Below are 23,550 nucleotides of genomic sequence, written 5' to 3'. Positions count from 1 at the left end.
AGAAGATGACATTGGTTCCACCTGAGTTAAGGACATCCGGCATCAAATCGACATGGACCAACCTCGCGCGGCGGCTCGTTGGAACGATGGGCCGCGTATCAGCGAAGTGTATTTCAACAGCCTGCTAATTCTTCGGCGAGTTATCGAAGCCGAACCACTTGATCGCGAGTTTGCGCAGGCTGCCATCTGAAATTGCTTCACCGATCGCCTTGTCGAACATCGCGCGTAATTGATCATCATTTTTGCGAAGTCCAGCGGCCACACGACTTCCGAACGGCCCATTCGTCAGGCTGGGACCAAATATCCGCAAGTCCTTGCCGTCCGGCTTGTCCATCAGCGGCTTGAGAAAATTGAACGAAGCCATTCCCGCGTCAATTCTCCCCGCTGTCAAGTCCAGCATCATGTTGTCGGTGGTGTCGTACGTCGAGACCTTCACAGTCGGCATGAATTTCTTCATGAATGTCTCGAAGTTGCTGCCCACCTGCACGCCGACGGTTTTGCCTTTCAGAGCCGATGTAATTTTATAGACCGCCGACTGCTCTTCAGTATCAAACTTGTCAAGATCCAGACTCGCTGGCGACATTTTAAGAGCGGATAGATCGCTCGTCGATGTCGTGACGAAAACCATGGGAGTTGTTACGTACGGCCGCGTAAATGAAATAACCTTTTGTCGGGCTGGCGTAATACCGATCGCAGCCATAATTACATCAAATCGACCGGACAGGAGTGATGGGATCAGGCTGTCGTATGCCTGGTCGACAATGTCACACTGCAAATGCATCCGTCGGCACAAATCGTTAATCACGTCGATTTCGAATCCAACCATCTTTCCGCTAGCGTCTTTAAAGGCGTACGGTGCATACGAAGCCTCCGTGCCAATCGTGACTCTCGAATACTCCTTTGACATAACTGGTTGGCAGATGACCAGAGCTGCTGTTAGCACTCCGATAAACGCGCCGATCTTTCTCGACTTCATCTCTACGTCTCCTGAATTAGTTCTCGTCTTCTTGATCAAACAATTTCGCACTTTCAATGCAACACCGGGTGCGAATTAAAGCACCCGGGACAGGAATTCCTGGCATCTGGGGGACGCTGGATTTTTAAAAATTGCCTCTGGCGTCCCCTCCTCCTCAATATGCCCCTTTTCAAGAAAGATCATCTTGTTGGAAACGTCTCGCGCAAAGCCCATCTCGTGAGTAACGACAATCATGGTGCGTCCCTCATCCGCCAACTTCCTGATTACCTTCAGCACCTCTCCAACCAGCTCGGGATCGAGAGCCGAAGTTGGCTCGTCGAAAAGCAGCGTAGCGGGTTGCATCGCGAGTGCGCGGGCGATGCTCACTCGTTGCTGCTGACCTCCAGAAAGCTCAGACGGGTAATGTGCGTGCTTATCCGCAACGCCGACCTTCGCGAGGAAATCCAACGCGCGATCACGTGCCTCGTTCTTTGGGAGCTTCAGCACGTGCACAGGTCCTTCCATAACATTTTGCAGCACAGTCATATGCGACCACAGATTGAATCCCTGGAAGACCATGCCGAGCTGCGCGCGCATTTTTTCAATCTTCCTGTGGTCCAGACCAAAGACTCGTCCTCTTTTATCGGTCTCCACGCTGATCTCATGCTCTGCGACGGCGATGCGGCCGCTGGTCGGCACCTCGAGGAGATTCATGCATCGCAAAAACGTACTCTTTCCCGACCCGGAACTGCCGATCAAGGAAATCACGTCGCCCCGCTCAGCCTGCAGCGAAACTCCTTTTAGGACCTCGTGAACACCGTAGTTCTTGTATATGCCTTCGGCTACAAGAGCCGGCGCTTCGTGGCGCCTCGCCCGGATCGGACTCGCTTCAGCCATTGCACCTACAGAAACTGTGCTGCTAGCGCACGCGTAGGCCGACTGAGCTACATTAGCCTGCTCCACCTTATCTCCTCATAACTGAAAATCTCAGGCCCAGACTCGCGCTGAGCCGAGAAAATATGGTATTAATAGTCACCAAGCGCCGCGTTAGTTGGTCTGATCGTGACGCCGGCGCATCGATCTGCGGCCCACTCAACCTGCCGCATGTGGGGGCGGGGCGACCGCTGGTAATTGTCAGAATACGGACATTTATAAGGGGGTGTCAAAGTCGAGTTGGGACTGGACGCTATTCCCAGAGGTTATACGCTCGGACCCGCGCGAACGTACGCAGGGTCAACCGCGCCGATTCGAAAGCCTCCAAGCATTCATAATCCTCGGGCACCCAGTTCTGCGTGCGGAGCCGAAGCCCCAGTTTAATAGGGTTCGACGCTGTAATAGTGACAACCTGTGTCCAGACGGAATGGCGGGAAATCCGCCGGGGGCGCCGGTATGTGCGAATCCCCGAGAACTTTTCCGGCTCTCCTTCCGTGGCGAACCACTGCGGCACCACCTGGCCATCGCGCCAGGTCCCAAGCTTGAGCGCGGCGCCCTCTACCCTTCGCACCGTCCACCGATCAACGTAGGATCCGTCCGTGAACGAAACGGTCGGTCATAGCGCACTAGCAGGTTGCGGAAATACGCCCCCGGCGGAAGCTGCCTTCCTCGATTTACGCGCCCGCCGTCTCCAAATCTTTCGCATTGTGCAATTTCAACGCGAATCAACCTTGTTTTAAGCGCTGTGAGGCCCACTTCTGGCCTCAATGCCGCCTTTTCCCGCGACTATGGACGCACTTGTGCCAGGGATCGCATGCGCACCAGGTTGTACGCCGCCATGTTCAACACGAACATCTGGTCCACCTTCTTCAAGCCACGCACCATCACCTGGCGCATGCGGCCCACGGTCTTGGCCCAGCCGAAGCCTTGTTCGATCAACTTGCGCTTTTGCTGCGAAACGGCGTAGCCCGCGCTCGATGCAATCGTGTCGGGCACTGCTGAACGCCGCCCCGAGGTGTTTTGCGCAACGTGCGGTGTGACCTTCATCTGTTGGCATGCCTCAATGAATTCCATGGCGTCGTACCCTTGTCTGCACCCAACGTAATTTCTACGTCCGGATCCTCTGCCGCTTGCCGTGCGTCGTGGATCACGATCTTGGCTGCTTCACGCTCGGCATGCCCGTCGGCGTGTGTCACGCGCGCATTGACCACCAGTCCGTGCCGGTTATCGGTCAGCGTATGGCCCATGTACCGCAATTCACTGGCCGTTTTGCCTTTGCGATAGAGTCTTGCACCGGGATCGCTCCTGGACTGATGTGTCTCGTTGCTGCGTTTGTCGCCCTTGAAGCCGCCCGTGCCGCCACCGTCGCCGTCGTCGTCCCGATCGTCGCCGTTCTTGTGTACAAAACTCTTGTGCCCGGCCCACGCCTGGATCAACGTTCCGTCCACGCTGAAATGCTCACCCGAGAGCAGGCACTTCTTCTCGGCGATGGCCACTACGGCGTTGAAGAATTCGATCACGGCATCGTGCGTGATCAGACGCTCCCGGTTCTTCGTGAAGACCGTGGGCACCCACACCTCATCATCCATGGCCAGGCCGATGAACCAGCGAAACAGCAGGTTGTATTGCACCTGCTCCATGAGTTGGCGCTCCGAGCGGATGCTGTAAAGGATCTGGATCAGCATGGCTCGCAGCGACTTCTCTGGCGCGCTGCTCGGCCGCCCACCCTTTATGTCAGCTTCGTGCATCTCCGCGAACTTCGAAAACCGAAAGTGTCAGAAAACTTCGCCGTATATTATTTAAGCTCGATGTACTCATTTTGAATGAATCGGCCAGACAGCGCTTCAGAGGCTTCAAGTCAGATTCCGAGCGTAGCTGTTCGAATGCGGCGAGCAGTTGGCGTTGTTGGTCACTGGTGGCGTAGAGCCGTGTAGCCGCCACGTACTTTGCTGCAAGTTCTTCCCATGACGGCGGGTCACCGGCCTCTCCGCGTGGTTCCGTCACCTGCGATACGTACCGATGACCTTCACACACGATGGTGACGCGCGCGAGTGTCTTCGCCGGAAAGTTGTCTTCAAATTCGGCGTTGATCGCCAGCGAGACCTTGCGCGCGAGCGCGCTTGCTCCGTCAAGAGTTAGGGCCCCCTCAGTGAGAGGCAAGAGCGATTCAGGGCCCGCAAGGGCCGCTAGGGCGACGCAGTAAGGGATGCTGTACTGAACGTCAACAAGGCTAGCTGGACTACTTTTATTCGAAATGCGCAGTGCCCCTGCGTACGTCTCGACTTCGATCGCCTCGATAGCTGTCGGATCGAACTTGTATTGCTCAATCAGTCGTAGCGTCGCTTCCAGGGGCGCGTGAATGTGCCGACAGCAGCAATACAGTTTGTAATATTCGTTTGAGATGTACTCCGACTCACCAATGGGCGGCGCGTCGGCAAAGCTGAAGAGCAGCGAGCTATCTCGCACATTTCGGGGCCCCGTGAACCCGCCTTCCGCGAGATCGAGGGCGACCAACCCGGTCACTACAGACCATGGTATTACCCCTCTTTGATATCGCTGCTCCCGGGCGCCGGCACCGACAGTGGTGGCGCGCTCATGAATAATGAATTTGGTGCGCTTTCGCCAGCGATAGCCAGCGCATGCTCAAGCACACCCAACGGCGTCCTCCTTAAGGCGGCTGCCGCTGCGACCACCGCGTAGGACGCCCACGTGCCTGTTGTAGAGTACTCATGAGTCGGAGAAGTAGCAATTTGAGATCACTTGCGTAGCGTTCATCGCTACGTGCGTAAAGACAGTTCGAAGCGGCAGGCAACAGCAAAGCGTCGCTGATCTATTGAAGTGCAGCGGAGGAATACACAGCAGTAGACACGCAAGGCGAAGCAAGCGATTCGCTAGCGTTATTGATCGAGTCCGTCGTGCCAGGCCGCTTCCTGCTCGCGCGACGCCAACATGATCGACTGTAGATGATAGGTGTGCCGGGGGAAAGATCAAATTCCGATTTTCGCGCCGAGGTATTCCGACAGGTTATGTCTTCTGCCGTCAGCGCTTCGCCGTGCGGACTCGGCTGCCGACGGATTCACTGCTGGAAGTGATATCGCAACATCTCAAATTTAATGCCCGCGAGCCTTGCGTCATTCGCGACATAGAAGGAAGGCGAAACCGCATTCGCTGCGTTTCGCGAAAAAGAGTGCACTAACACCGGAAGCCGAATCGTTCGCCCATCCTCGCATACGGCACCCAGACCTCCGATCCGCGTACGCAAAAAGAGATAGCAGAACCTGCATGCGTCAAAGGTGCAGGATGGAATGATGTCCTCGACCGGTTCTTTAAGCATCACCCTGCGCATAACCTCTTGGAATACATCTACGCTCAAATCGGACTTTGACATGAGACTTTGGCTTCCCTATCGTGCGACTCATCGGATCAATCTCCCCGGTGCTACGCGCTGAGTGCTCAAGTCTCCTCGCGGGATTGATACGGGCCCATATGAACAACGTTCAGCGTCGGTCCCGAAAAGATCACGCATTGAAGTGACTCAGGAAACTATCGATACGCAAATAGATTAATTCGTGATCGGAAACACTAAGGTAGCAAGTATAGGCCAAGGCGCGTCTCATCCGTAGCCATCCGAAGATGGGCGATCGTAACCCGAGCATCTCATTTATAACCGGGTTGGTCGTGGCGACCGCTGAACTATTCGAAGATGGAAGGTAACATGCATGTGATGATCGCAGGTGCCGGTGCAATCGCGTTGGGTTACGCCGCGTATTTAACGCAACGTGGACATCGGGCGAAAGTTTGGTCTCCATCTGGGGCTCGCACCGCGGACTTCGCTACGGGAGTGCCCCTGCACGTGGAAGGAGCAATCGATGGCGAATTCCAACTGGAGGTTTGTGAGAATGCCGCGGACGTCGGCAATGCGGACATCATCATTTTGGCATTGCCAGCCTACGGCCACCGATTCGTCCTCGACCGCATCATCCCTTATGTTCGCGCGAATCATAGCGTAATCATCAGCGCCCACCTTTCATTTGCGGCACTCTACCTTTCCCGACGCCTGGCAGAACGTGGGATCTCCATCCCCATAGCCGCGTGGAGCACTACGGTATTGACGTGCAAGACGCAGTCGTCGACAGCTATCACCGTAGGTGCGATCCGCGCCGCGGTTGACATGGCCGCACTACCCAATCGCCACAGCCTCCGAATTCACGAAATCTGTGTCTCCCTCTTCGGCGATCGATTCACCATGAAGGACGACATGCTCACACTGTCCCTCAGCAATATTAACCCGCAAGACCACATGGGGATCGCTTTGGCCAACTTGACCCGTATCGAGAAAGGAGAAAATTGGGGCCAAAATTCGAACCTGACGCCAGCGGTCGGGAGGCTTCTTGAGGCCCTGGACGAGGAGAGGCTTACCATCGCGGCAGCTTTCGGAAAAACCGTGAGAACAACTTTTGATCATTGCAGGCTGTCGTTTGGCGTTGATGGCAATTCGCTTTCGGCCATATCAGACCGCCTCGTGCAACAAGGAAGAGATCCGCGCGGCCCCAGCGCCCTTGCCACCCGCTACGTTCTCGAAGACGTTCCTTTCGGATTGGTGCCGACCCTTCGCCTCGCAGAGATGGCGGGGGTGAACGCGCCCTTGCATGCAAGTGGCGTTGCAATCCTCAGCGCTTGTTACGGCCGAAACTTCGTGGCGGACAATGACATCCTTCCCGAGATCGGACCGCTGCAGATCGAAACCCTGCAGAGACTTGCGGTCGACGGTTACGCCGTTTCAACCGAAACGCGCACAGCAAGTCGCCCAATACACGTCTGAGGCAAACCGTACCGCTACTTTGGATCACGGTGCCCTTTGGACAACTCCTGGCCTGGAACTCGCCCAGAATGAAGATTAAAACGCTGCTGATCGCCCTGTTTGCGACTTCGATTCCCTTATTGACATTCGCCGACGATGGCAAGGAACTAAAATTCGGAGTCGACAGCGCTTACCCCCCGTTTGAATCAAAAACACCCAGTGGTCAGTTCGTTGGGTTTGACATTGACCTCGGTCACGCAATTTGCGCGCAACTCAAGAGGAAATGCGTCTGGGTCGAAAACTCGTTCGACGGCATGATTCCTGAGTTGCAGGCGCGGAAGTTCGATGCGATCAATTCATCGATGTCCCGGACCGGAGAGCGCGCAAAGGCTGTCGATTTCAGCGACAAGTTGTATGCCAATTTCGAGGCGCTAGTTGTGAAGGGTGGCTCGACCCTGGTGGCAGTGCCCGACGCGCTCAAAGGAGCACGCATTGGAGTCCTGCAGGGAAGCACTCAAGAAGTCTATGCACGGAAGCACTGGACGAATGGTACTGACGTTGTCGCCTACCCTTCGCAAGACCAGGTATGGAATGACCTCGCAGCCGGACGACTCGATGCAGCTTTAGCCTCGGGCCCAACGGCGGAGTCCGGGTTTCTGAAAACTGCGCAGGGGCGAGATTTTGGTTTTGCGCGAGGCCCAGCGATCCGAGATACCGCGATCTTTGGTCCTGGCGTCAGCATTGCTGTAAGAAAAAACGATAAAGCGCTCCTCGAAGCGATCAACAGCGCGATCGCAAGTATCCGTGAGGACGGCACGTACGACCGGATCGCGAAAAAATACTTCTCTTTCGATATCTACGGCGGGTAATCGTCGTCGGATTTCCTTAGCGAAAAGATAATGGAATGACCGCCCCGGAAGAGATGCGTTTCGCATAGACAATGATCAACATCACAACGTAGGTTTGGAGACCTAAATGAAATGTAAACTACTTGCAGCTCTGGTGACGACGACCGTCGCGGTTCCCGCAATGGCCCAAAGCACCGTGACGCTCTATGGTTTGATCGATGAGGGAATTAATTATACTAATAACGTCGGCGGCAAAGACATTTTCGAACTCCAGAGCGGAACCGTCCAAGGTAGTCGTTGGGGCTTGAAGGGGGCGGAAGATCTTGGCGGCGGTATCAGGGCAGTTTTTCAGCTGGAGAACGGCTTTAACGTCAACAATGGCAAGCTTGGCCAAGGGGGCCTGATGTTTGGGCGACAGGCCTGGGTCGGCATCGCCTCCGACCAATATGGGTCGGTTACTCTCGGTCGCCAGTACGATTCCGTCGTTAGCTACCTTGCCGAAACGACGGCGAATGGCACATGGGGCGGCGGGATGTTCTCCCATCCGTACGACAACGACAACACGGACAACACCTTCCGTGTCAACAATACTGTCAAGTATACAAGTCCTGTGATTGGTGGTTTTAAATTTGGCGGCACATACAGCTTTAGCAACGACACGAATTTCGCCAACAATCGTGCGTACAGTATGGGCGTCCAATACTCGACCGGTGGATTGCTGTTGTCAGCAGCCTATCTGCAAGCGAACAACCAGTCGTCCACGTCAGGCGGTGCAATTGGAAACAACCCGGTTGCCGACGAAAATTTCCTGGGTAGCAAGCTGCGCATCTTCGGTGCGGGAGCGACGTACACCTTCGGCTCGGCAAACATCGGCCTCTCGTATTCAAATACCTTCGTCGCCGATCCAGTGTCATCAGGTTACGTCGGCAAGATTACGCCGGCTTCCGGCACGCTATCGAATCTTCGGTACCAGAATTTTGAGATCAACGGCAAGTACCAGTTCACGCCAGCTTTCTTCGTCGGCGCAATGTACACCTACACCCTGAGCGGTTTCAATACCACTGCCGGGAAGCTGAAACCGAACTACCAAACCGCCGGGCTAATGGCTGACTACTCGCTGTCAAAGCGCACGGATGTATATATGCAAAGCGCGTATCAGCACGTCGGCGGAGACCGTACCGGCAGCGTCCTCGACTTCGCCTTTGTGCCGGTGGCCGATGACATATCTTCGAATCGCAATCAGGTGGTTGCGCGCGTTGGCCTGCGTCACAAGTTCTAAGCGGCGCAGCATCCGTCGGAATACCGATGAGATGCGGAATTCGATTGACCGCGATGCCACTGTTTCCAATGCGGTCGCAATCGGGACATAGACCAGGCAATTCCGCTCCGAGTCGAGCACCCGCGTTGCGGGTGCTCTTTTTTTGCGCCTGCCAAAGCATCGAGCAAAGTCACGGCCTGCATAGTCTGTCGGCGAAAGTCCATGGTTTGTTACCACCGGATATAGAATCGGCGAGCAAACAGGCGACAAGTACGGGAGATTCCAGACAGCACGCGGACAAATGCAACTTCATTTGCTGGCTCAAAGGATACATCAGTCCCCTACCACGATCGTCGCGTAAGCGCGAAGCTCTTGGACACGTGTGCTTGTTAAATGATTCCGTTCCAATGTGGTTCGAGAGGTCAGAAGCTAAGAGCCCGCGTGGACACCTGCATTCGGACCTCGATGACAGAGCAGCCTAATCTGCGAGACAGACCGGTAGTAGCCGAAAGCGAGACAGACGACTGGAATTGCGTGAGGCAGCACGCGAGCAAATTCCAGAGCTGAGCTTGCGGCCTGACCCTTCGATCGCTCTTACCGCGGCGGATTACGACACCAATCCGACACGGTTGCGGGAGCGGATCCGCTGAGGGGTAGTCTCCTGGCTGATTTGGTTCGGGCTTTGCTCACAGCCCGTGTAGTCCAGCCCAATGGTGGGCGCATTGCTGCTTGACCGGTTGCCATCGTTCCCACGGTCACTCGCCTGGGCGATAAGTCGACTAGCGTGCCCGGCATCTCGCCGCGCCTTCTCCGTTGCCCTCTAGAATGCCTGTCACGATTGAAACGGTCCCGCTCGCCAACGGTATACAGAAGCATGCAGGCGCTTGTCGCCGATCGGCACGTTTGTCCCCGAGCAGCGACCGCTCAAGAGGTCGATAGCGCCGCCTCGGGTACATTGAAGACGGCCACCGCTTCGCGGAGCCCCCGTGCCTGCTCGGCCAACGACTGCGTGGCAGCGGCTTCTTCGACCAGCGCGGCATTTTGCTGCGTCACCTGATTCATCTGCACTCCATGCGACCGTACTTCCTCGGCAGACCGCATGGCAGGTCCGGTTCTGTTGCAATAGCGGAGGCTGGTATGTAAGCATTCGATCGGCACCGTCACGATTGATGTTGACGCACGACCGGCTTGACTGCTAGCGGATTGGATCGATGTGTGCGGAGGCGGGCAGCAACGGGGCGACGCTCCAGGGTAGTAGTTCGTCAATCCGGTTCGCTGGGTGATCGGCGATGCGTTCGATGACGTAATGCAGGTAGGCTTCGGGGTCAATGCCATTCAGGCGGGCAGAACCAATCAGGCTGTACATGGCGGCTGCGCGCTCCCCGCCTGAGTCTGCGCCGGCAAATAAAAAATTCCGCCTCCCGATCGCCACGCCCCTCAACGCACGCTCCGCGATCAGATTGTCGATTTCGGCCTGACCATCGCTGCAGTAATAGACCCGCGCGGGCCAGCGATTCAACGAGTACTGGATCGCTTTGGTGGTGTCGGACTTCGCGGAGAGTGTGAGAAGCGTCGCCTCGAACCACCGCTTCATGTCATCAAGCAGCGGAACGGCTTGCGCCTGGCGGATGCGCCGTCGTTCTTCAGGTGGCTTCCCACGAATGTGCTCTTCGATGCGATAGAGTGCGCCGATGCGCTTCAATGCTTCGCTGGTAATCGGCGATGGCCGCACAGCGTGCAAATCGTGCAGCTTTCGTCGTGCATGTGCCATACACGCTGCCTCTCGAATCGCACCACCGACGTACAACTCCCCATAGCCGGCGAATGCGTCTGCCTGCAGTACGCCCTTGAAGTTGGCAAGATGTCGCTGGGGATGTTCGCCGCGACGATCCGGTGTATAGGCAAACCAGACCGCTGGAGCTTCCAGGGAACCACTGGGCCGATCGTCGCGCACATACACCCAGAGCCGGCCTGTCTTCGTCCTGCCATTGCCTGGCGCGAGCACCGGCAGCGGCGTGTCGTCACCGTGAACCTTGGCGCCGCCGAGTGCGTGGCGGCGCACCGCGTCGACCAATGGATTGAGCAGCCACGTCACACTACCCAACCAGTGGCCCATGGTGCCCGGTTCGATCTCGACGCCGTCGCGCGCGTACATGACGGACTGCCGGTAGAACGGGATGTGGTACGCGAACTTTGATGTGGCGATATGTGCGAGCAGTGCCGGCCCCGGAAGACCACGATCGATTGGGCGGCTCGCCGCTGCGGCCTGTACGATGCAGTCGCAGCACGAACAGGCGGCTCCTGTCGACTGCGCGCTTGCGACGTCGAAATGCCTTTCCGGAGCGCGCAGCAACTTGATCGCCCATCGGTGCACGGTTGAATGGTCGACATCGATGCCACGTTCAGCCATCATCTCTTCCAGAGTTCGCCGGCTCAGCCCATATGCCACATGGCGTCGGTCTTTATGTGCCGACGCATGACTTCAGACATGCTGCCCTCCATTGACGTGCAACTCTGCTCCGTTGATGTACGACGAGGCCTCAGTGCAGAGGAAGTAGATTACTCGTGCGACTTCGGCCGGATCTCCGAGACGACGCATAGGAATACCGTGATCCACGATCTCCTCTGTGCCGGGCGACAGGATCGAGGTATCAATTTCGCCCGGCGCAATAGCGTTGACGCGTACGCCCTCGGGGCCAAACTCGTGTGCCATTTCTCGTGTTAGAGCTGCGAGCGCAGCCTTTGAAGCTGCGTACGCAGTACCCGCGAAAGGATGAACCTTCACCCCGGCGATCGATGTTACGTTGGCAATCGCCCCTTTTGCTCGGACCAATTCTGGGAACAGCGATCGCGCCAGTAATGCGTTGGATACCAAATTCACGTTAAGAACAGTCATCCATGTCTGAAGATCGCTGTTGAGAATTCCGAGGCGCGATCTGTTCTCGCCTTTAGGCGAGATTCCAGCATTGTTGACGAGCGCATGTAGTTGTCCATCAGGTAGCCGTCGCCTGACTTCCAAAGCGATCCGGTCGATGTTATCGAGGTCCGCGAGGTCTGCTTGGATGTGCGTTTCACGCGCCGCAGGCCACTTGCAACTGTCCGAGAACGGACGCCGTGAGACAGTGAACACCTCCCAGTTGTTCTCCTGAAAAAGCTTAACTGTGGCATGACCGATACCGCGGCTGGCGCCGGTCAACAGCATATAACGATTAACTTGGCCCATCTGTGCAGTTCCAATTTGGATAGATCGTTGCTTGCGATCGCTTGCATTGGGGCGCGCCGCTCTGCGTGCGGTGAGGCGAACCTGCACGAGTTGTGGCGCGGCAATCTGGATGAGAGGAACAGCGCGTCAGTTAGATCGTCGAAGTCGTGACTGCCGCGCAGAAGGAACGCATCACGCCCCCGTAGTTGAACACCTTCTGTAACAGCAACGTCGGCGGCGGCCACGGCTCAGATGCTGCAATCCAAATGCCCGACTGCTCATCCGTCAATGTTGTGGGGATCGCCTGCCGGCCATGTTTTGCAGCCATTCTCGTATCCGCAAAGCCTTGACTTTAATCCGACCGCCCTCGCCAACCCCGCGAGCCAGTCCCGACGGGGCACGCAAGCAAATTCCGCCCTTTCGGAAAACCCGCAATCAGTTGTTTATCTTTTCCATAAACAATCCTTATCGGGAAAATGTTAATTAACCTAAGCTCTGCGGGTCGTCGTACTACCCGCCTACCTAACACGGCACGTTACGCGACTCTCTGTGCAACTACCAGAAGAAAGGCGTCAAATGCATTGATACCAACACTAAGCGTCATTGAAGGGCTGTGTCGCATTAGTGCGGGGGCGCTAGAATGCGCGTCTGACGAACCGGTTCTGACCCGATGATCAAGAAGGCACCCACGAACGGCCCTTGCCCAGGAATTGCGAAGGTTCTGAAGCGACTGCACTATCCGCTCGCTGCGCAGAACATCGACGATGCGCGCGTTCGTCATGCCGGTCCTTCGCAGATATTCATTTGCGATGCGAATCAGTGTTATCCAAACAATTGATTTTGTAGTTCGAGGCGAGATGCCGCATAGTCGCTTCCTGCGACGCGCGGCACAGCTTCCGACTATCCGTGCCGGAAAGAGAACTTTCCCGACATGCCCCGATGCAAGCGACGCTATCGGAGCGGATATCCATCTTAACGTCAAAATCAATTTTCTACGGGAGCGGATACGAGAACAACCATAGGAGCCGCGGCAATGACTGTATCGATCGTGATAGTGGGTGCCGGCTTTTGCGGGACGATGACGGCCACATGGCTACTATCGGATCAAACCGTAAAGCCCCTCCCTATCGATCGCACGGGTCGACAGCTTTAGCATTTCGCGCGGTATTGCTCGATTTTCGATATCAAATAAGAAAAAATGGACAACCGAAGAGTCGTCGTCACCGGTCTTGGTGCCATTTCCCCGGTCGGGATTGGCGTCGAGGAAAATTGGTCGAATGTCATTGCCGGCCGCAGCGGCATCGGCCGGGTCACCTTTTTCGATACGACCGATTTCCCGGCGCAAATCGCTGGCGAAGTCAAGGGGTTCGACGCAACTCGCTTCATTTCGGAAAAAGAGGTCCGCCATATGGATCGCTTCATCCAACTCGGTGTCGTGGCCGGCATGGAAGCATTCGTCGACAGCGGCATCACAGTGACCGAAGCAAATGCCTCCCGGATCGGCGTTCATGTCGGGTCCGGAACCGGCGGCGTACAGACCCTCGTCGACACTGCCTTCACGATAAGGGACAAAGGGCCGCGGCGGGTGTCCCCATTTTACGTGCCCTCATCCATCATCAACATGATCGCGGGGCATCTCTCGATCCGGTACGGGCTCAAGGGACCGAATCTCGCCATGGCGACGGCGTGCTCGACCGCCACTCATGCGATCGGAGACGCCGCCCGGCTGATCGAGTATGGTGATGCCGATGTCATGATTGCAGGGGCTGCAGAGGCGGCGATCACCGAAAGCAGCCTCGCGGGCTTTGGCCGGGCCAAGGCGCTCTCGACGCGCAACGAAAGTCCCGAGACAGCGAGCCGCCCGTGGGACGCGGAGCGCGACGGCTTCGTGCTAGGTGAAGGAGCGGGCATCATCGTGCTCGAGGAGATGAAGCACGCGCGCCAGCGCGGCGCACGGATTTACGCGGAATTGGCCGGATTCGGACTGAGCGGTGACGCATTCCATATTACTAGCCCGTCGGAAGACGGGGAAGGCGCGGCCCGCTGCATACGCAATGCCTTGCGCAATGCACGCGTCGCGGCCGACAGCGTGCAATACATCAATGCGCACGGCACTTCGACGCCGCTCGGCGACCGCGCGGAATCGCTCGCGCTGAAGGCAGCCTTTGGCTCGCACGCCAAGGACCTCGCGATCAGCTCGACAAAATCAGTGACCGGGCACCTGCTTGCCGCTGCGGGTGGTGTCGAGGCCGTCTACACCGCGCTCACCGTGCACCACCAGATTGCGCCGCCGACCGCCAACCTGACAAAGGCCGACCCGGAATGCGACCTCGACTATGTACCCCTCGTAGCTCGACGCATGCCGATTGATGTTGCCATTTCAAATTCGTTCGGGTTCGGCGGCACCAACGGCACGCTAGTATTCCGCCGGATCGAGTGAATGGCTAGGACAGAGGAATCTGCCAAGTTCGCGAAGCAGATCTTGAAGGCACGTCAACGTAAAGAATCTCTATTGGTCGGAGATAGCAGCACGCCTGCCCAGTTTGAACCACCCCGGAAATGTGGGGTAGTCGGACTGGCTTGCGAGTCCGCTGCGTGCCGGCTTGCTATCACCGGGCCAGACGGCGAGTCCAACCCGTTATCGCGTGTGTGATCGAGCGGTAACTCGGCAGACCGCCGATGTGACCGGGCCTCGCCCTCCTGTCTCAAGCGACACCGCAAGCACGAATGGCTCTGAAACCGTTGTGTATGCTGGTCCGGCACTGCATGATTCTCTTCCATGAGTTTGGGTCAACGTACAGATTTTATGCGCCGCCAGGTCGTCGAGCAAGCGAGCTCGTGGAGCAGGCAGCCGCCGGCGTGCAGGCGTTGAACGCGCAGGCGGTCGAACTGGAGGATTCAGTGTCGGTGTTCAACGTGTCGGCGGGCGCAGGGGTGAGCAATCCCTGAAACTGGAGAATAAAAGATTCTACGAAGCCGCGTTTTGTTGCGTGGCCCTGTCCATCTCACTGATGCCGGTGTTGACATACTTGATGCCGACGCTTTGCTCTTCAGACGCCAGGAAATCTCGCTGACGATATCCGCGACACACCTGATCGCATCCTTGACTTGCCCTATCGTTGTTCCTGCGTCGGCCGCCTGGCTTGCCCCATGCTCCACGACCGCCACGGGGTCACCAATAAGCGACTTAATTTCCTTGGCCGCCGTGGCCGAATGCTGTGCGAGATTGCGTACCTCACTTGCCACAACCACAAAGCCGCGCCCCTGGTCGCCCGCCCGGGCAGCTTCCACCGCCGCATTGAGCGCCAGAATATTGGTCTGGAAGGCGATGCCGTCGATTGCACCCGTGATCTCAGCAATTCTGGCAGAACTGCCACTGATTTTCTCGATGGTACCAATCATGGTTGACACCACGTCGTTGCCACGTTCTGCCAGATCGGTCGCGTTCAAGGCAAGCGTGCTCGCCTGAATAGCATTGTCAGCGTTGTTTCGAACCGTCTCGGTGAGCTGCGCCATCTTGATGCGGTTTTCTAAAGGGATGCAGCGTGCTTTTCGGTACGCGCGGACAGATTCTCGTTTCCAACGGATATATCCGTCACCGCGCGACCGACTGAGTCCGTCAGCTGGCGCACTGAGGCAATCGCCTGCCGACCTGATACGTCGCCATGTCGCGCACAGCTGCATGCAGTTCAGCACCGCGACCGTCGTAAAAATATGGCGCGGTCAGTTCCACGTTGCGCAGCGTCGGCGTCTTGAACGCATGGCAATCGAGCGACTCTTTTGTAACATTCGCCCGACCGTTGTCCTGCGGACGTGTAGCCCCGAACGGAAAAGTAGTCGGCCGGGAGACCCATTCGCTCGAACGACTGCCCGCCCAGATTCTTGCCCACATGGCAGGTTGCGCAATGGTTTGCCTTGAATAACTGGTAGCCGCGCAATTCCTCACTATTCAGCGCACGCCTGTCGCCGCGCAGGTAAGCATTTAAGCGACTCGGCGTTAGCAGCGTCACTGCTATTCGGCGATCGCATCTGTGATGTTCACGCTCGACCAACCGCTCAGGTACACCGCCAAGAACCGTTGCGACATCGACGAGTCTTGTTCTCGAAGGTGTTAGGGCAACGCTGATCAAGCCCGGTAAACACGACTGGTTGCGACCAAGACATGCGTCAACTTTCGAGATCGCGAAAAACAGCCGCAAAAGCGGGCATTCCAGCTCATGTCGGGCCCCTTGAGGGGCTCTGCACGGGCTCTTCGCCCGTCTTTGGCCCTCTATGGGCGCACCTGTGCCGTCGAGCGACCACACATGTAAAGATTGGCCAGCGCGAGCGCAACGAAGGCGCGATTGGCGTTCTTCGCCAGCCCGCGATAACGAACCTTCGTGAAGCCCCACAGCAGCTTCACGACCGCGAACACATGCTCGACCCGGGCACGGATCTTCGACTTGTTGCGGTTCTTGCGGCGCGCCACCTCGTCGACGATGTCCTTGCGGCGCGTGCGCTTGTTGGTGAAGTCACGTGCGTTCGGGGCCTTGCTGTGAATCAGTGCTTTCTGGCTCGCGTATGCGCTGTCACCGTAGACGCGTTGCTCCTCACCGTGCAGCAACTGCGGCTGCGGATGCTTGCTGTGTACGTTGGCGGCGGTTACGACCGCGCTATGAGCCAGCCCGCTCTGACTGTCCACACCGATGTGGTGCTTCATGCCGAAATACCATTGCTGGCCCTTGCGCGTCTGATGCATTTCCGGGTCACGCGCCTTCTCCTTGTTCTTCGTCGACGAGGGTGCACCGATCAGTGTGGCGTCGACAATCGTGCCGCTCTTGAGCTTTGCTCCCGCGCCTGCAGCACCACTCCCACTTCCGCGAAGATTCGCTCGCCCAACTTGTGCTCTTCCAGCAGATGCCGGAATTTGAGCATCGTCGTGGCGTCCGGCACCGTTTCGCTGCCCAGGTCAATGCCAACGAAACGGCGCAGGCTGAGGGGGCCCTGCACGGGCTTGTCGCCCGTCTTTGGCCCTCTACGGGCGCACCTGTGCTGTCGAGCGACCTCGCCACATGTAAAGATTGGCTAGCGCGAGCGCCACAAAGGCGCGATTGGCGTTTTTTTGACAGCCCGCGATAACGAACCTTCGTGAAGCCCCACAGCCACTTCACGACCGCAAACACATGCTCGACTCGGGCAAGGATCTTCGACTTGTTGCGGTTCTTGCGCCACGCCACCTCGTCGACGACGCCCTTGCGACGCGTGCGCTTGTTGGTGAAGTCTAGCGCCTGGCCCAGTTGCGATGGTTGCCGGCCTCGCCTTGCTCAGCCTCGTTGTCGCATCATGATTTACCGGTTCGATACTACCGAAGAACTTCTTGATGTCGAGGCCCAGCGCCCAAGCATAGCCCCCAGCCGCGCCGCCGGCCCACGTCGGGCGCCTGATGCGCGGACCGCCCAGGATGATAGCCGCATGAGTCGTCGTGAAACCACAAGCGATTACAGATATCGCTTGACCACCGTCTGAGCGATGCACTGAGATCGTGGGAATTCCAACGGCCTCGTCCCCACACCCTGCCTTCCGGGGGTATGTCAACCTTCGGCACCGGTGGTCTTCGCGGCATGACTGCCGCCCTCGTGAGACGAATTGTTGAGCGCGACTCGTGACAAGCCCTCCGTTTTACACGACTAGTCAAGGACGCTACCGGCTTCACGATCTCTTACGAGGGTTCTTGTTCGAATAGACGGCTCTTCAGCCCATGTCAATTGTCGCGTATTGACCAAATCCTCACAAACGAAATGAGGACTGTCGCACATCGGGCGGTCCGCACGACAATCTTCATCGGATATCAATCCACCTGAAGACGTCGCACTGCGCCTGGTGGCTCCTTTTCGCCGACTAATCTAAGTCGGCACGATCTGTGCTCTGGAAATGTGAAGCGATCTCGCGCTCAACCCGTTTGACACCTTGGACGCCATACAGTAAAGCTTAAGCCGCACAGATATGATCTCCAAAAAATGCAAAGAGGCAACTGCACATATCAACGATACAGTGGCTTTCTTCCGCTGTAGCGCTCTATTTTGGAGCACACCAACATCGGCGCAATCGTGGCAGCACGTCGCAGCGCTGTACAGACAGATGTCGTCGAGCGAAACAGAGCTTCTCACTCACACGCTCCTGGAAATCTAATTATGCGTGGTTGGGAAAGGTCGATATTTCTGGCTTTATTTGGTGCGTCATCCTTGGCTCAAGCACAAGGGACTGTGAATCTCTACGGTGTACTCGACGAAGGCATTATGTACCAAAGCAACGTTGCTGATAGCAAGAGAATTTCGCTTGACTCGCTTAGCGGCCTCATGGGAAGTCGATGGGGCCTGACCGGAAGCGAGGACCTCAGTGGCGGTTTACATGCAACGTTCACCCTTGAGTCAGGCGTAAACCTAAATCAAGGTCAGGCTGGTCAGGGCGGCCTGCTATTTGGTCGTCAAGCCTTCATCGGTATCAAAAGCGACAACTGCGGCGGCCTGACATTTGGACGTCAATACGACATGATCTTCTACTTTCCCGAGCCGCTGACTGCCGAAGCACTGGTCGGAGGCGCGCCGGCGGGACACCCAGGGGATCTGGACAATGCGTCCAACACGGTTCGACCGAATAATTCTGTCCGATACATGAGCCCTGACATCTACGGCGCGAGCTTCGGAATTGAGTACAGCTTTGGTGGTATTGCCGGTAACTTCACATCTACCAGTGGTTATTCGGTAGGTGCAGGTTACGTGAACGGGCCATTGAAACTGGGGGCATCATTTGAGTACTTTAAGAACCCCACCGCAGCGCCAGGCACAGGATTTTTTACTGCCTATTTGAATGGAATCTCTCCTCTTCAAGGTGCTATCAACCGTGGATATGCCTCCGCCCAAGCGTATCAGTCTGTAGTCGTAGCATCCAACTTCACAATCGGCCCCGTCATCGTGGCAGCATCGTTCTCTAATGTTCAATACGCGAATCTCGCACTGCCTCAGCTGGACGGAACAGTCATATTCAACAACTACGATGTCGGAATAATGTATCGTTTCAGCCAAGCGTGGACAGTCGCAGCATCATACGACTACTTGCAATCGAATGGCATTCAAGACGCTTCGGGACACATACTCGGAAACCAGCACTTCAACCAAGTAACGATTTCAACAGACTACTTTTTATCCAAGCGAACCGACGTCTATTTCGAAATCGGTTGGCAACAAGCATCTGGGACATCGTCTCTTGGGGTTCCCGCTGTTGCGAGCGTCGCGAATGTGGGTGACTCATCCAGCAATCGCCAGATCCTTGCTCGCGCCGCGATCCGTCAAAAGTTCTGAATAGAGCTAAACATGCTGGAATGCAACGACTCACAGCACCGATCGATCCTCCCAAATGACCCGACTGACGCTGCTAGCGTTGGCGTGTCGCGCCAGATGCATGACTAAATTTTCTGACCTTCCTGACATTCCTGATCGGCGTTGCGTCCTATTGGTTAAACTGGCGAAACCATCACACCAATTAATTATCTTAACTTCAACAGGAGACTACAGTCAGCGCATTAATTTGCATACGTTCCGCCGCGTATCCTCAATATCATCGATATCAAAGAACAATGTTGATATGGATTAAGGATGAAATGAGAAATCATAATATGATAATTAGATACGCCGGACGCAAATTGACAGCCACCACACCAACCACCACCCGCGGGGAGCACCCGCCTGCGATAAAGTTAAATCGATCGGCAAGCACCAACTGAAATGAGCTCTCTACGTTAGCAGACTGGATCATCGCGCGCGTAGACGCTCGTTCGTGTCGCGCGTCCACTAACACGAACCTCCCCTGGACTCAAACAGAATGCAAAAATATGACCTACCAAGAGAAATAGCGAACCGCATCGTCGATCCGAAGTCCCACACGGACATCGATGGCCTCCACGAAATTTACACTTGGGCACGCGCAAACAACCCTGTCGGGAGAGCGACGGCTGCCGGGCATGACCCGTTTTGGGTGATTACAAAACACGCCGACGTCTCTATGATCTCACGGAATAATTCTCTATTCCACAATGGAGATTATTCTGTCGTGTGTCGCCCTAGAGCATCGATAGAGCATATTATGTCCACGACCGGTTCACCGAACATTGTTCGGTCGCTCGTGCACATCGATGGCGAAGAACACAAAAGTTTACGCGCGCTGACTCAATCCTGGTTCATGCCGAGCAGTATTCTCAAGCTTGAAGACCGTATTAGATCGCTAGCCCGTGCGATGGTCGCGAAGCTGCAGCAACACAACGGAAAGGTGATCGATTTTTCAGGCGCATTCGCGTCGCAGTACCCACTGCACGTAATCATGGATATTCTCGGTGTCCCTCAGGAGGATTTTCCTCGCATACTTGCACTAACTTACGAGATGTTCGGGAGTGAAGACGCGGAATACACACGCGATACGCTGCGCCAAGGCGACGCGAGCAGTGCGACGGGCAATGCGCTCCTGTCTGTAGTTGACGACTTCAGGGAGTACTTCGAAAGCTTAAACGAAGCGCGCCGGAAGGACCCGCGCAATGATGTCGCGACTTTGCTAGCCAACGCGGTCATCAATGGGCAGCCTATCGATGACGTAACCCGCCTCGGCTATTACGTAATTATCGCTGCCGCAGGGCATCATACAGTGTCGTCGTCCACGTCGGTCGCAATGTGGGCATTGTGCCGCTTTATGGAGTTGCTACCACAGCTTCAGGCAAATCGATCGCTCATTCCACATTTTATCGATGAATGCCTTAGATTCGCATCGCCGGTTCATCATTTCATGCGTACAGCGACTGCCGACACTAATATCCGGGGCCGCAAAATTCGCAAGGGAGATTGGCTGATGTTGTGCTATGGCTCGGCGAATCGCGACGAAGAAGTCTTCCCTTCGCCATTCACATTCAATATTGATCGCAGACCCAACCCACATATCGCGTTCGGTGTCGGCGGCCACGTCTGCCTTGGTCGACATCTCGCGCACATGGAGATGCGGATTCTGTTCGATGAGCTGATTCCGAGATTGCAACGCGCTGAGCTAGTGGGTGAGATCGAATACATGGAGTCAAACTTCGTTTGTGGACCGAAACACCTTCCCGTTCGCTGCATGTTGCAATAACACAACCCGCGATATCCGCATGCACGAAACAGCTAGCCGTGTATCGAACGAGCACGTCAATAACAGGGGTGGCATCATATCCGGCATGAGGTGATAGGCCTACACAGAAAGCAGCCCAGGCCCAACCTTCGATCCGGGCGCCATACACGCTGGCTCTATGACATTGACATGCCAAGCTGCGAATTGGACTCTAGAACCGTGCGCAGTGCCGGGATTGCATCGCACCCTTGCGTTCGCGATGAGGACAGCTGCCGTATCACGCGCAGCGACCATTCCGCCGCTGTGTCAGGGGTTCCACGCCCAAACCCCAATAATTTTTTGGAATGCTTTGGATTCAATGCGTTAGAGAACTTCGAGGCCGGCCAGCAGGACACCAAGATCGATCGGATTCGCATTACCCTGGAAGGTGTAGTGACCGAGGAAGTGAATGTGCTGCCAGGCGACGGGCGAGATCCGCTTCAGCCTGGCGAGCGCCTTCTGGTTGCCATCGCGTTGATACCGCTCGAACAGCGCTGAGAGCAGCATCGAGTTGAAGGCGATCACGACATTGGCGAGCAGGCGTCCGCATTCGTTGCTGATCGCGACATCGAGGTCCGTCCTGCCGATCAGATGTTTCTTGCCGCTGACCTGGGCGAGCATGGAGCGCAGCTGATGGTAGGCCTCGATCCGGTTCTGGGACCGATGGACGTCGCGCTGCAGTTGCGGGTCCAGCAGATAGCGCAGCGTGTAGATACTGCGCACCAGCCTGTCGAATTCGAACACGGCCTTGCGCGTGGGATGATGGGGCGACAGCGCACACAGCTTGCGGATCAGGGCCTGCTGGCTCATTTCCTTGATGCTGAGCGACGCGATGATCTGTTCGATGCCGGCCCGCTGCTCAACGAGCAGTTGCCGGTCGATCTGTCCGGCAGGCTTGATCAGAAAGTGCTCGCAGTGTCCGATATCATCGCCGCAGTACAGATGGGACAGTTGCGCCTGCAGACTGGTAAAGCGCGGCGCGAAACGCAGGCCGAACCAGTGCATGATCGCGAAATTCGCCTTGTTGACGCTGTGCATGTCGCCGGTGATGGTGCTCGGCGCGATATCCGTGGTGTTGTGATGGCAGATGTCGAAGACGTAGTGGCTTCATGTTCGTGCGCGCCAATCAGTTCGGTGCGCAGCGCAACGTGATTGGCGAGCAGCGTATAGGCGACGACGCCCTTGCCGCGCCCGAAATACTTGCGGGAGTGCCGCGCCTTGGTAGTCGGCGAGGCGGCTTCGAATTTCTGCCCATCGACGCTGCGATACAGCACTTCCAGATCGAACGAGTAATGCTCGAAGATCGGCAGTTGCGCGATGAAGTTGCTGATCCGGTCGCTTGCGGCCCGCAGCGTCGCCAAGCGGCAGCGTTGCCGGTACGTATCGGCCAGCACGTGATACGGGATATCGCAGGTTTCGGCCATGGCCGAATTGCCGTGATTGATCGCCTGCGCCACAATCACGGCCATCAGGCTGTCGGTATCGGCGGCGATCTTCCTGGCGTAGCGAGGTTGTAGCGGTGTCATCGTCCGCAGGAAATCGCAGCGCTCATTCACAAACCGGAAGATGTCGGCAATATCGCGTGAGGGCAGTTTCGCGTAGAAACTGTCCTGCTGCGCGCCTTCTTTCTCGACCCTGGGCTGCCGCCACGTCAGCTTGCTGTGCTGCGCGTCATAGTCGAGATGCTTGAGCTTGCCCTGCCGCAATTGCAGCTCGAAGGTTTGCCAGAGCTCATGAAGTTCGTTGAACAGGGCGTCGATTGTGGTGTCGGGCGACTGGCGTAACCAGGCAAGGTCGAGTTCCTCGAGCACAGCTGCCGTGCGTTCGGGCGCGACCAGATGATCGCTGAAACGCCGATGCTCGATACTGTCGTCAAGATGCAGCTCGCCGCGATCGAGCCGCTTTCTGATCTGCCGGTAGATCCAGAATTCGTAGCGATCACCGCGCAGGCCGCTGGGCTGACCGATATCATCGAAGGTGAGCAGGTAAGGTCGAAGTCGCTTCGGGACGGTGCCAGGGGGGATCTCTGCGAGCGGGCGCTGGGCGAGGCGTTGTCGCCGGCCGAAGACTCCGTTCATCCAGCGTACCGCAGCCAGCCAGGGATCGTCGGCGCGGAGGCTGGAGAATTCCAGCGCCATCGCCTGCGGCCGCAGCCGCGTGCGCACCTGACCGGCGAGCGCGTCGATGGCCTGCCAGCGCAGCTCCATCTGGCCGACGGGTTTGCCGGTCAACCGCTGTCCCGTCTGCTGCAGGGCCGCTTTGGGTGCGTATTTCGGCGAAGCCGAACACGGATTTCGGTTGAAGTCGAACAGCGTTTCCGGAGGAAGATGAACAGCCGTTTCGCTTGAAGTCGAACGGTTTCGGAGAGTTCCGGAATTGGTGTTCGGTGCT

Annotated in this window: 15 protein-coding genes and 5 pseudogenes; 7 read left to right on the top strand and 13 right to left on the bottom strand. The window is 56.7% G+C overall.

What is annotated here, in order from left to right; all coding sequences use genetic code 11:
* Positions 1-124: 124 nt before the first annotated feature.
* The 4 genes and pseudogenes from AB3X98_RS41070 to AB3X98_RS41055 form a co-directional block, all read right to left on the bottom strand.
* Positions 125-976: a transporter substrate-binding domain-containing protein gene (locus tag AB3X98_RS41070; protein ID WP_368606968.1), complete on the bottom strand. Its 852-nt coding sequence runs from the start codon at positions 974-976 to the stop codon at positions 125-127.
* Positions 977-1,051: 75 nt separating this feature from the next.
* Positions 1,052-1,852: an ABC transporter ATP-binding protein gene (locus AB3X98_RS41065; RefSeq protein WP_368606969.1), complete on the bottom strand. Its 801-nt coding sequence runs from the start codon at positions 1,850-1,852 to the stop codon at positions 1,052-1,054.
* An 822-nt stretch (positions 1,853-2,674) separates the two neighbouring features.
* A pseudogene (locus AB3X98_RS41060) lies at positions 2,675-3,645 on the bottom strand (IS5 family transposase); the annotation flags it as partial.
* On the bottom strand, positions 3,623-4,354 hold the full coding sequence (locus tag AB3X98_RS41055) for a hypothetical protein (protein WP_368610440.1): 732 nt from the start codon (positions 4,352-4,354) through the stop codon (positions 3,623-3,625). The gene AB3X98_RS41055 and the pseudogene AB3X98_RS41060, both read right to left, overlap by 23 nt.
* A gap of 1,249 nt (positions 4,355-5,603) precedes the next feature.
* Here AB3X98_RS41055 and AB3X98_RS41050 point away from each other — a divergent pair.
* The 3 genes from AB3X98_RS41050 to AB3X98_RS41040 all read left to right on the top strand — a co-directional run bounded on the left by AB3X98_RS41050 (position 5,604) and on the right by AB3X98_RS41040 (position 8,816).
* Entirely contained in the window at positions 5,604-6,710 is a 1,107-nt protein-coding gene (locus AB3X98_RS41050; RefSeq protein ID WP_368606971.1) for an NAD/NADP octopine/nopaline dehydrogenase family protein, read from the top strand.
* A gap of 68 nt (positions 6,711-6,778) precedes the next feature.
* Positions 6,779-7,558: a transporter substrate-binding domain-containing protein gene (locus AB3X98_RS41045; RefSeq protein WP_368606972.1), complete on the top strand. Its 780-nt coding sequence runs from the start codon at positions 6,779-6,781 to the stop codon at positions 7,556-7,558.
* Positions 7,559-7,664: 106 nt separating this feature from the next.
* Entirely contained in the window at positions 7,665-8,816 is a 1,152-nt protein-coding gene (locus AB3X98_RS41040) for a porin (RefSeq protein WP_368606973.1), read from the top strand.
* Positions 8,817-9,719: 903 nt separating this feature from the next.
* On the opposite strand, the gene AB3X98_RS41035 is transcribed toward AB3X98_RS41040, so the two are convergent.
* From AB3X98_RS41035 to AB3X98_RS41020, 4 genes are all read right to left on the bottom strand, one after another.
* On the bottom strand, positions 9,720-9,857 hold the full coding sequence (locus AB3X98_RS41035) for a hypothetical protein (RefSeq protein WP_368606981.1): 138 nt from the start codon (positions 9,855-9,857) through the stop codon (positions 9,720-9,722).
* Between the two features lie 133 nt (positions 9,858-9,990).
* Positions 9,991-11,205, bottom strand: a complete 1,215-nt coding sequence (locus tag AB3X98_RS41030) for an IS66 family transposase (protein ID WP_368610439.1) — start codon at positions 11,203-11,205, stop codon at positions 9,991-9,993.
* A gap of 72 nt (positions 11,206-11,277) precedes the next feature.
* Positions 11,278-12,018: an SDR family oxidoreductase gene (locus tag AB3X98_RS41025; RefSeq protein ID WP_342922800.1), complete on the bottom strand. Its 741-nt coding sequence runs from the start codon at positions 12,016-12,018 to the stop codon at positions 11,278-11,280.
* 130 nt (positions 12,019-12,148) lie between these two features.
* Positions 12,149-12,325: a hypothetical protein gene (locus tag AB3X98_RS41020; RefSeq protein ID WP_368606975.1), complete on the bottom strand. Its 177-nt coding sequence runs from the start codon at positions 12,323-12,325 to the stop codon at positions 12,149-12,151.
* An 870-nt stretch (positions 12,326-13,195) separates the two neighbouring features.
* Here AB3X98_RS41020 and fabF point away from each other — a divergent pair.
* Both fabF and AB3X98_RS41010 read left to right on the top strand, forming a co-directional pair.
* Complete coding sequence (fabF, locus tag AB3X98_RS41015; RefSeq protein WP_368606976.1) at positions 13,196-14,437, top strand: beta-ketoacyl-ACP synthase II; 1,242 nt, start codon at positions 13,196-13,198, stop codon at positions 14,435-14,437.
* A gap of 287 nt (positions 14,438-14,724) precedes the next feature.
* Positions 14,725-14,946, top strand: a complete 222-nt coding sequence (locus AB3X98_RS41010) for a hypothetical protein (RefSeq protein WP_368606977.1) — start codon at positions 14,725-14,727, stop codon at positions 14,944-14,946.
* 25 nt (positions 14,947-14,971) lie between these two features.
* Here the strand turns inward: AB3X98_RS41010 and AB3X98_RS41005 are convergent.
* The 4 genes and pseudogenes from AB3X98_RS41005 to AB3X98_RS40990 all read right to left on the bottom strand — a co-directional run.
* Positions 14,972-15,614 (bottom strand): annotated as a pseudogene (locus AB3X98_RS41005) (methyl-accepting chemotaxis protein); the annotation flags it as partial.
* A gap of 2 nt (positions 15,615-15,616) precedes the next feature.
* Entirely contained in the window at positions 15,617-15,889 is a 273-nt protein-coding gene (locus tag AB3X98_RS41000) for a hypothetical protein (protein WP_368606978.1), read from the bottom strand.
* A 378-nt stretch (positions 15,890-16,267) separates the two neighbouring features.
* Positions 16,268-16,950, bottom strand: a pseudogene (locus tag AB3X98_RS40995) (IS5 family transposase); the annotation flags it as partial.
* A gap of 61 nt (positions 16,951-17,011) precedes the next feature.
* A pseudogene (locus AB3X98_RS40990) lies at positions 17,012-17,198 on the bottom strand (transposase); the annotation flags it as partial.
* A gap of 969 nt (positions 17,199-18,167) precedes the next feature.
* Here AB3X98_RS40990 and AB3X98_RS40985 point away from each other — a divergent pair.
* Together AB3X98_RS40985 and AB3X98_RS40980 are read left to right on the top strand one after the other, a co-directional pair.
* Positions 18,168-19,334: a porin gene (locus AB3X98_RS40985; RefSeq protein WP_368606979.1), complete on the top strand. Its 1,167-nt coding sequence runs from the start codon at positions 18,168-18,170 to the stop codon at positions 19,332-19,334.
* A 520-nt stretch (positions 19,335-19,854) separates the two neighbouring features.
* Positions 19,855-21,141 (top strand): cytochrome P450, encoded by a 1,287-nt coding sequence (locus tag AB3X98_RS40980; RefSeq protein WP_368606980.1) that lies wholly within the window; start codon positions 19,855-19,857, stop codon positions 21,139-21,141.
* Between the two features lie 342 nt (positions 21,142-21,483).
* On the opposite strand, the pseudogene AB3X98_RS40975 reads toward AB3X98_RS40980, so the two are convergent.
* A pseudogene (locus tag AB3X98_RS40975) lies at positions 21,484-22,685 on the bottom strand (Tn3 family transposase).
* Positions 22,686-23,550 lie beyond the last annotated feature (865 nt).

This window comes from Paraburkholderia sp. BR14312 (assembly GCF_040948675.1).
GTDB classification, from domain to species: domain Bacteria; phylum Pseudomonadota; class Gammaproteobacteria; order Burkholderiales; family Burkholderiaceae; genus Paraburkholderia; species Paraburkholderia nodosa_A.
The sequence above is the reverse complement of the archived record's forward strand: the minus strand, read 5'-3'. Positions and strand labels throughout refer to the sequence as shown.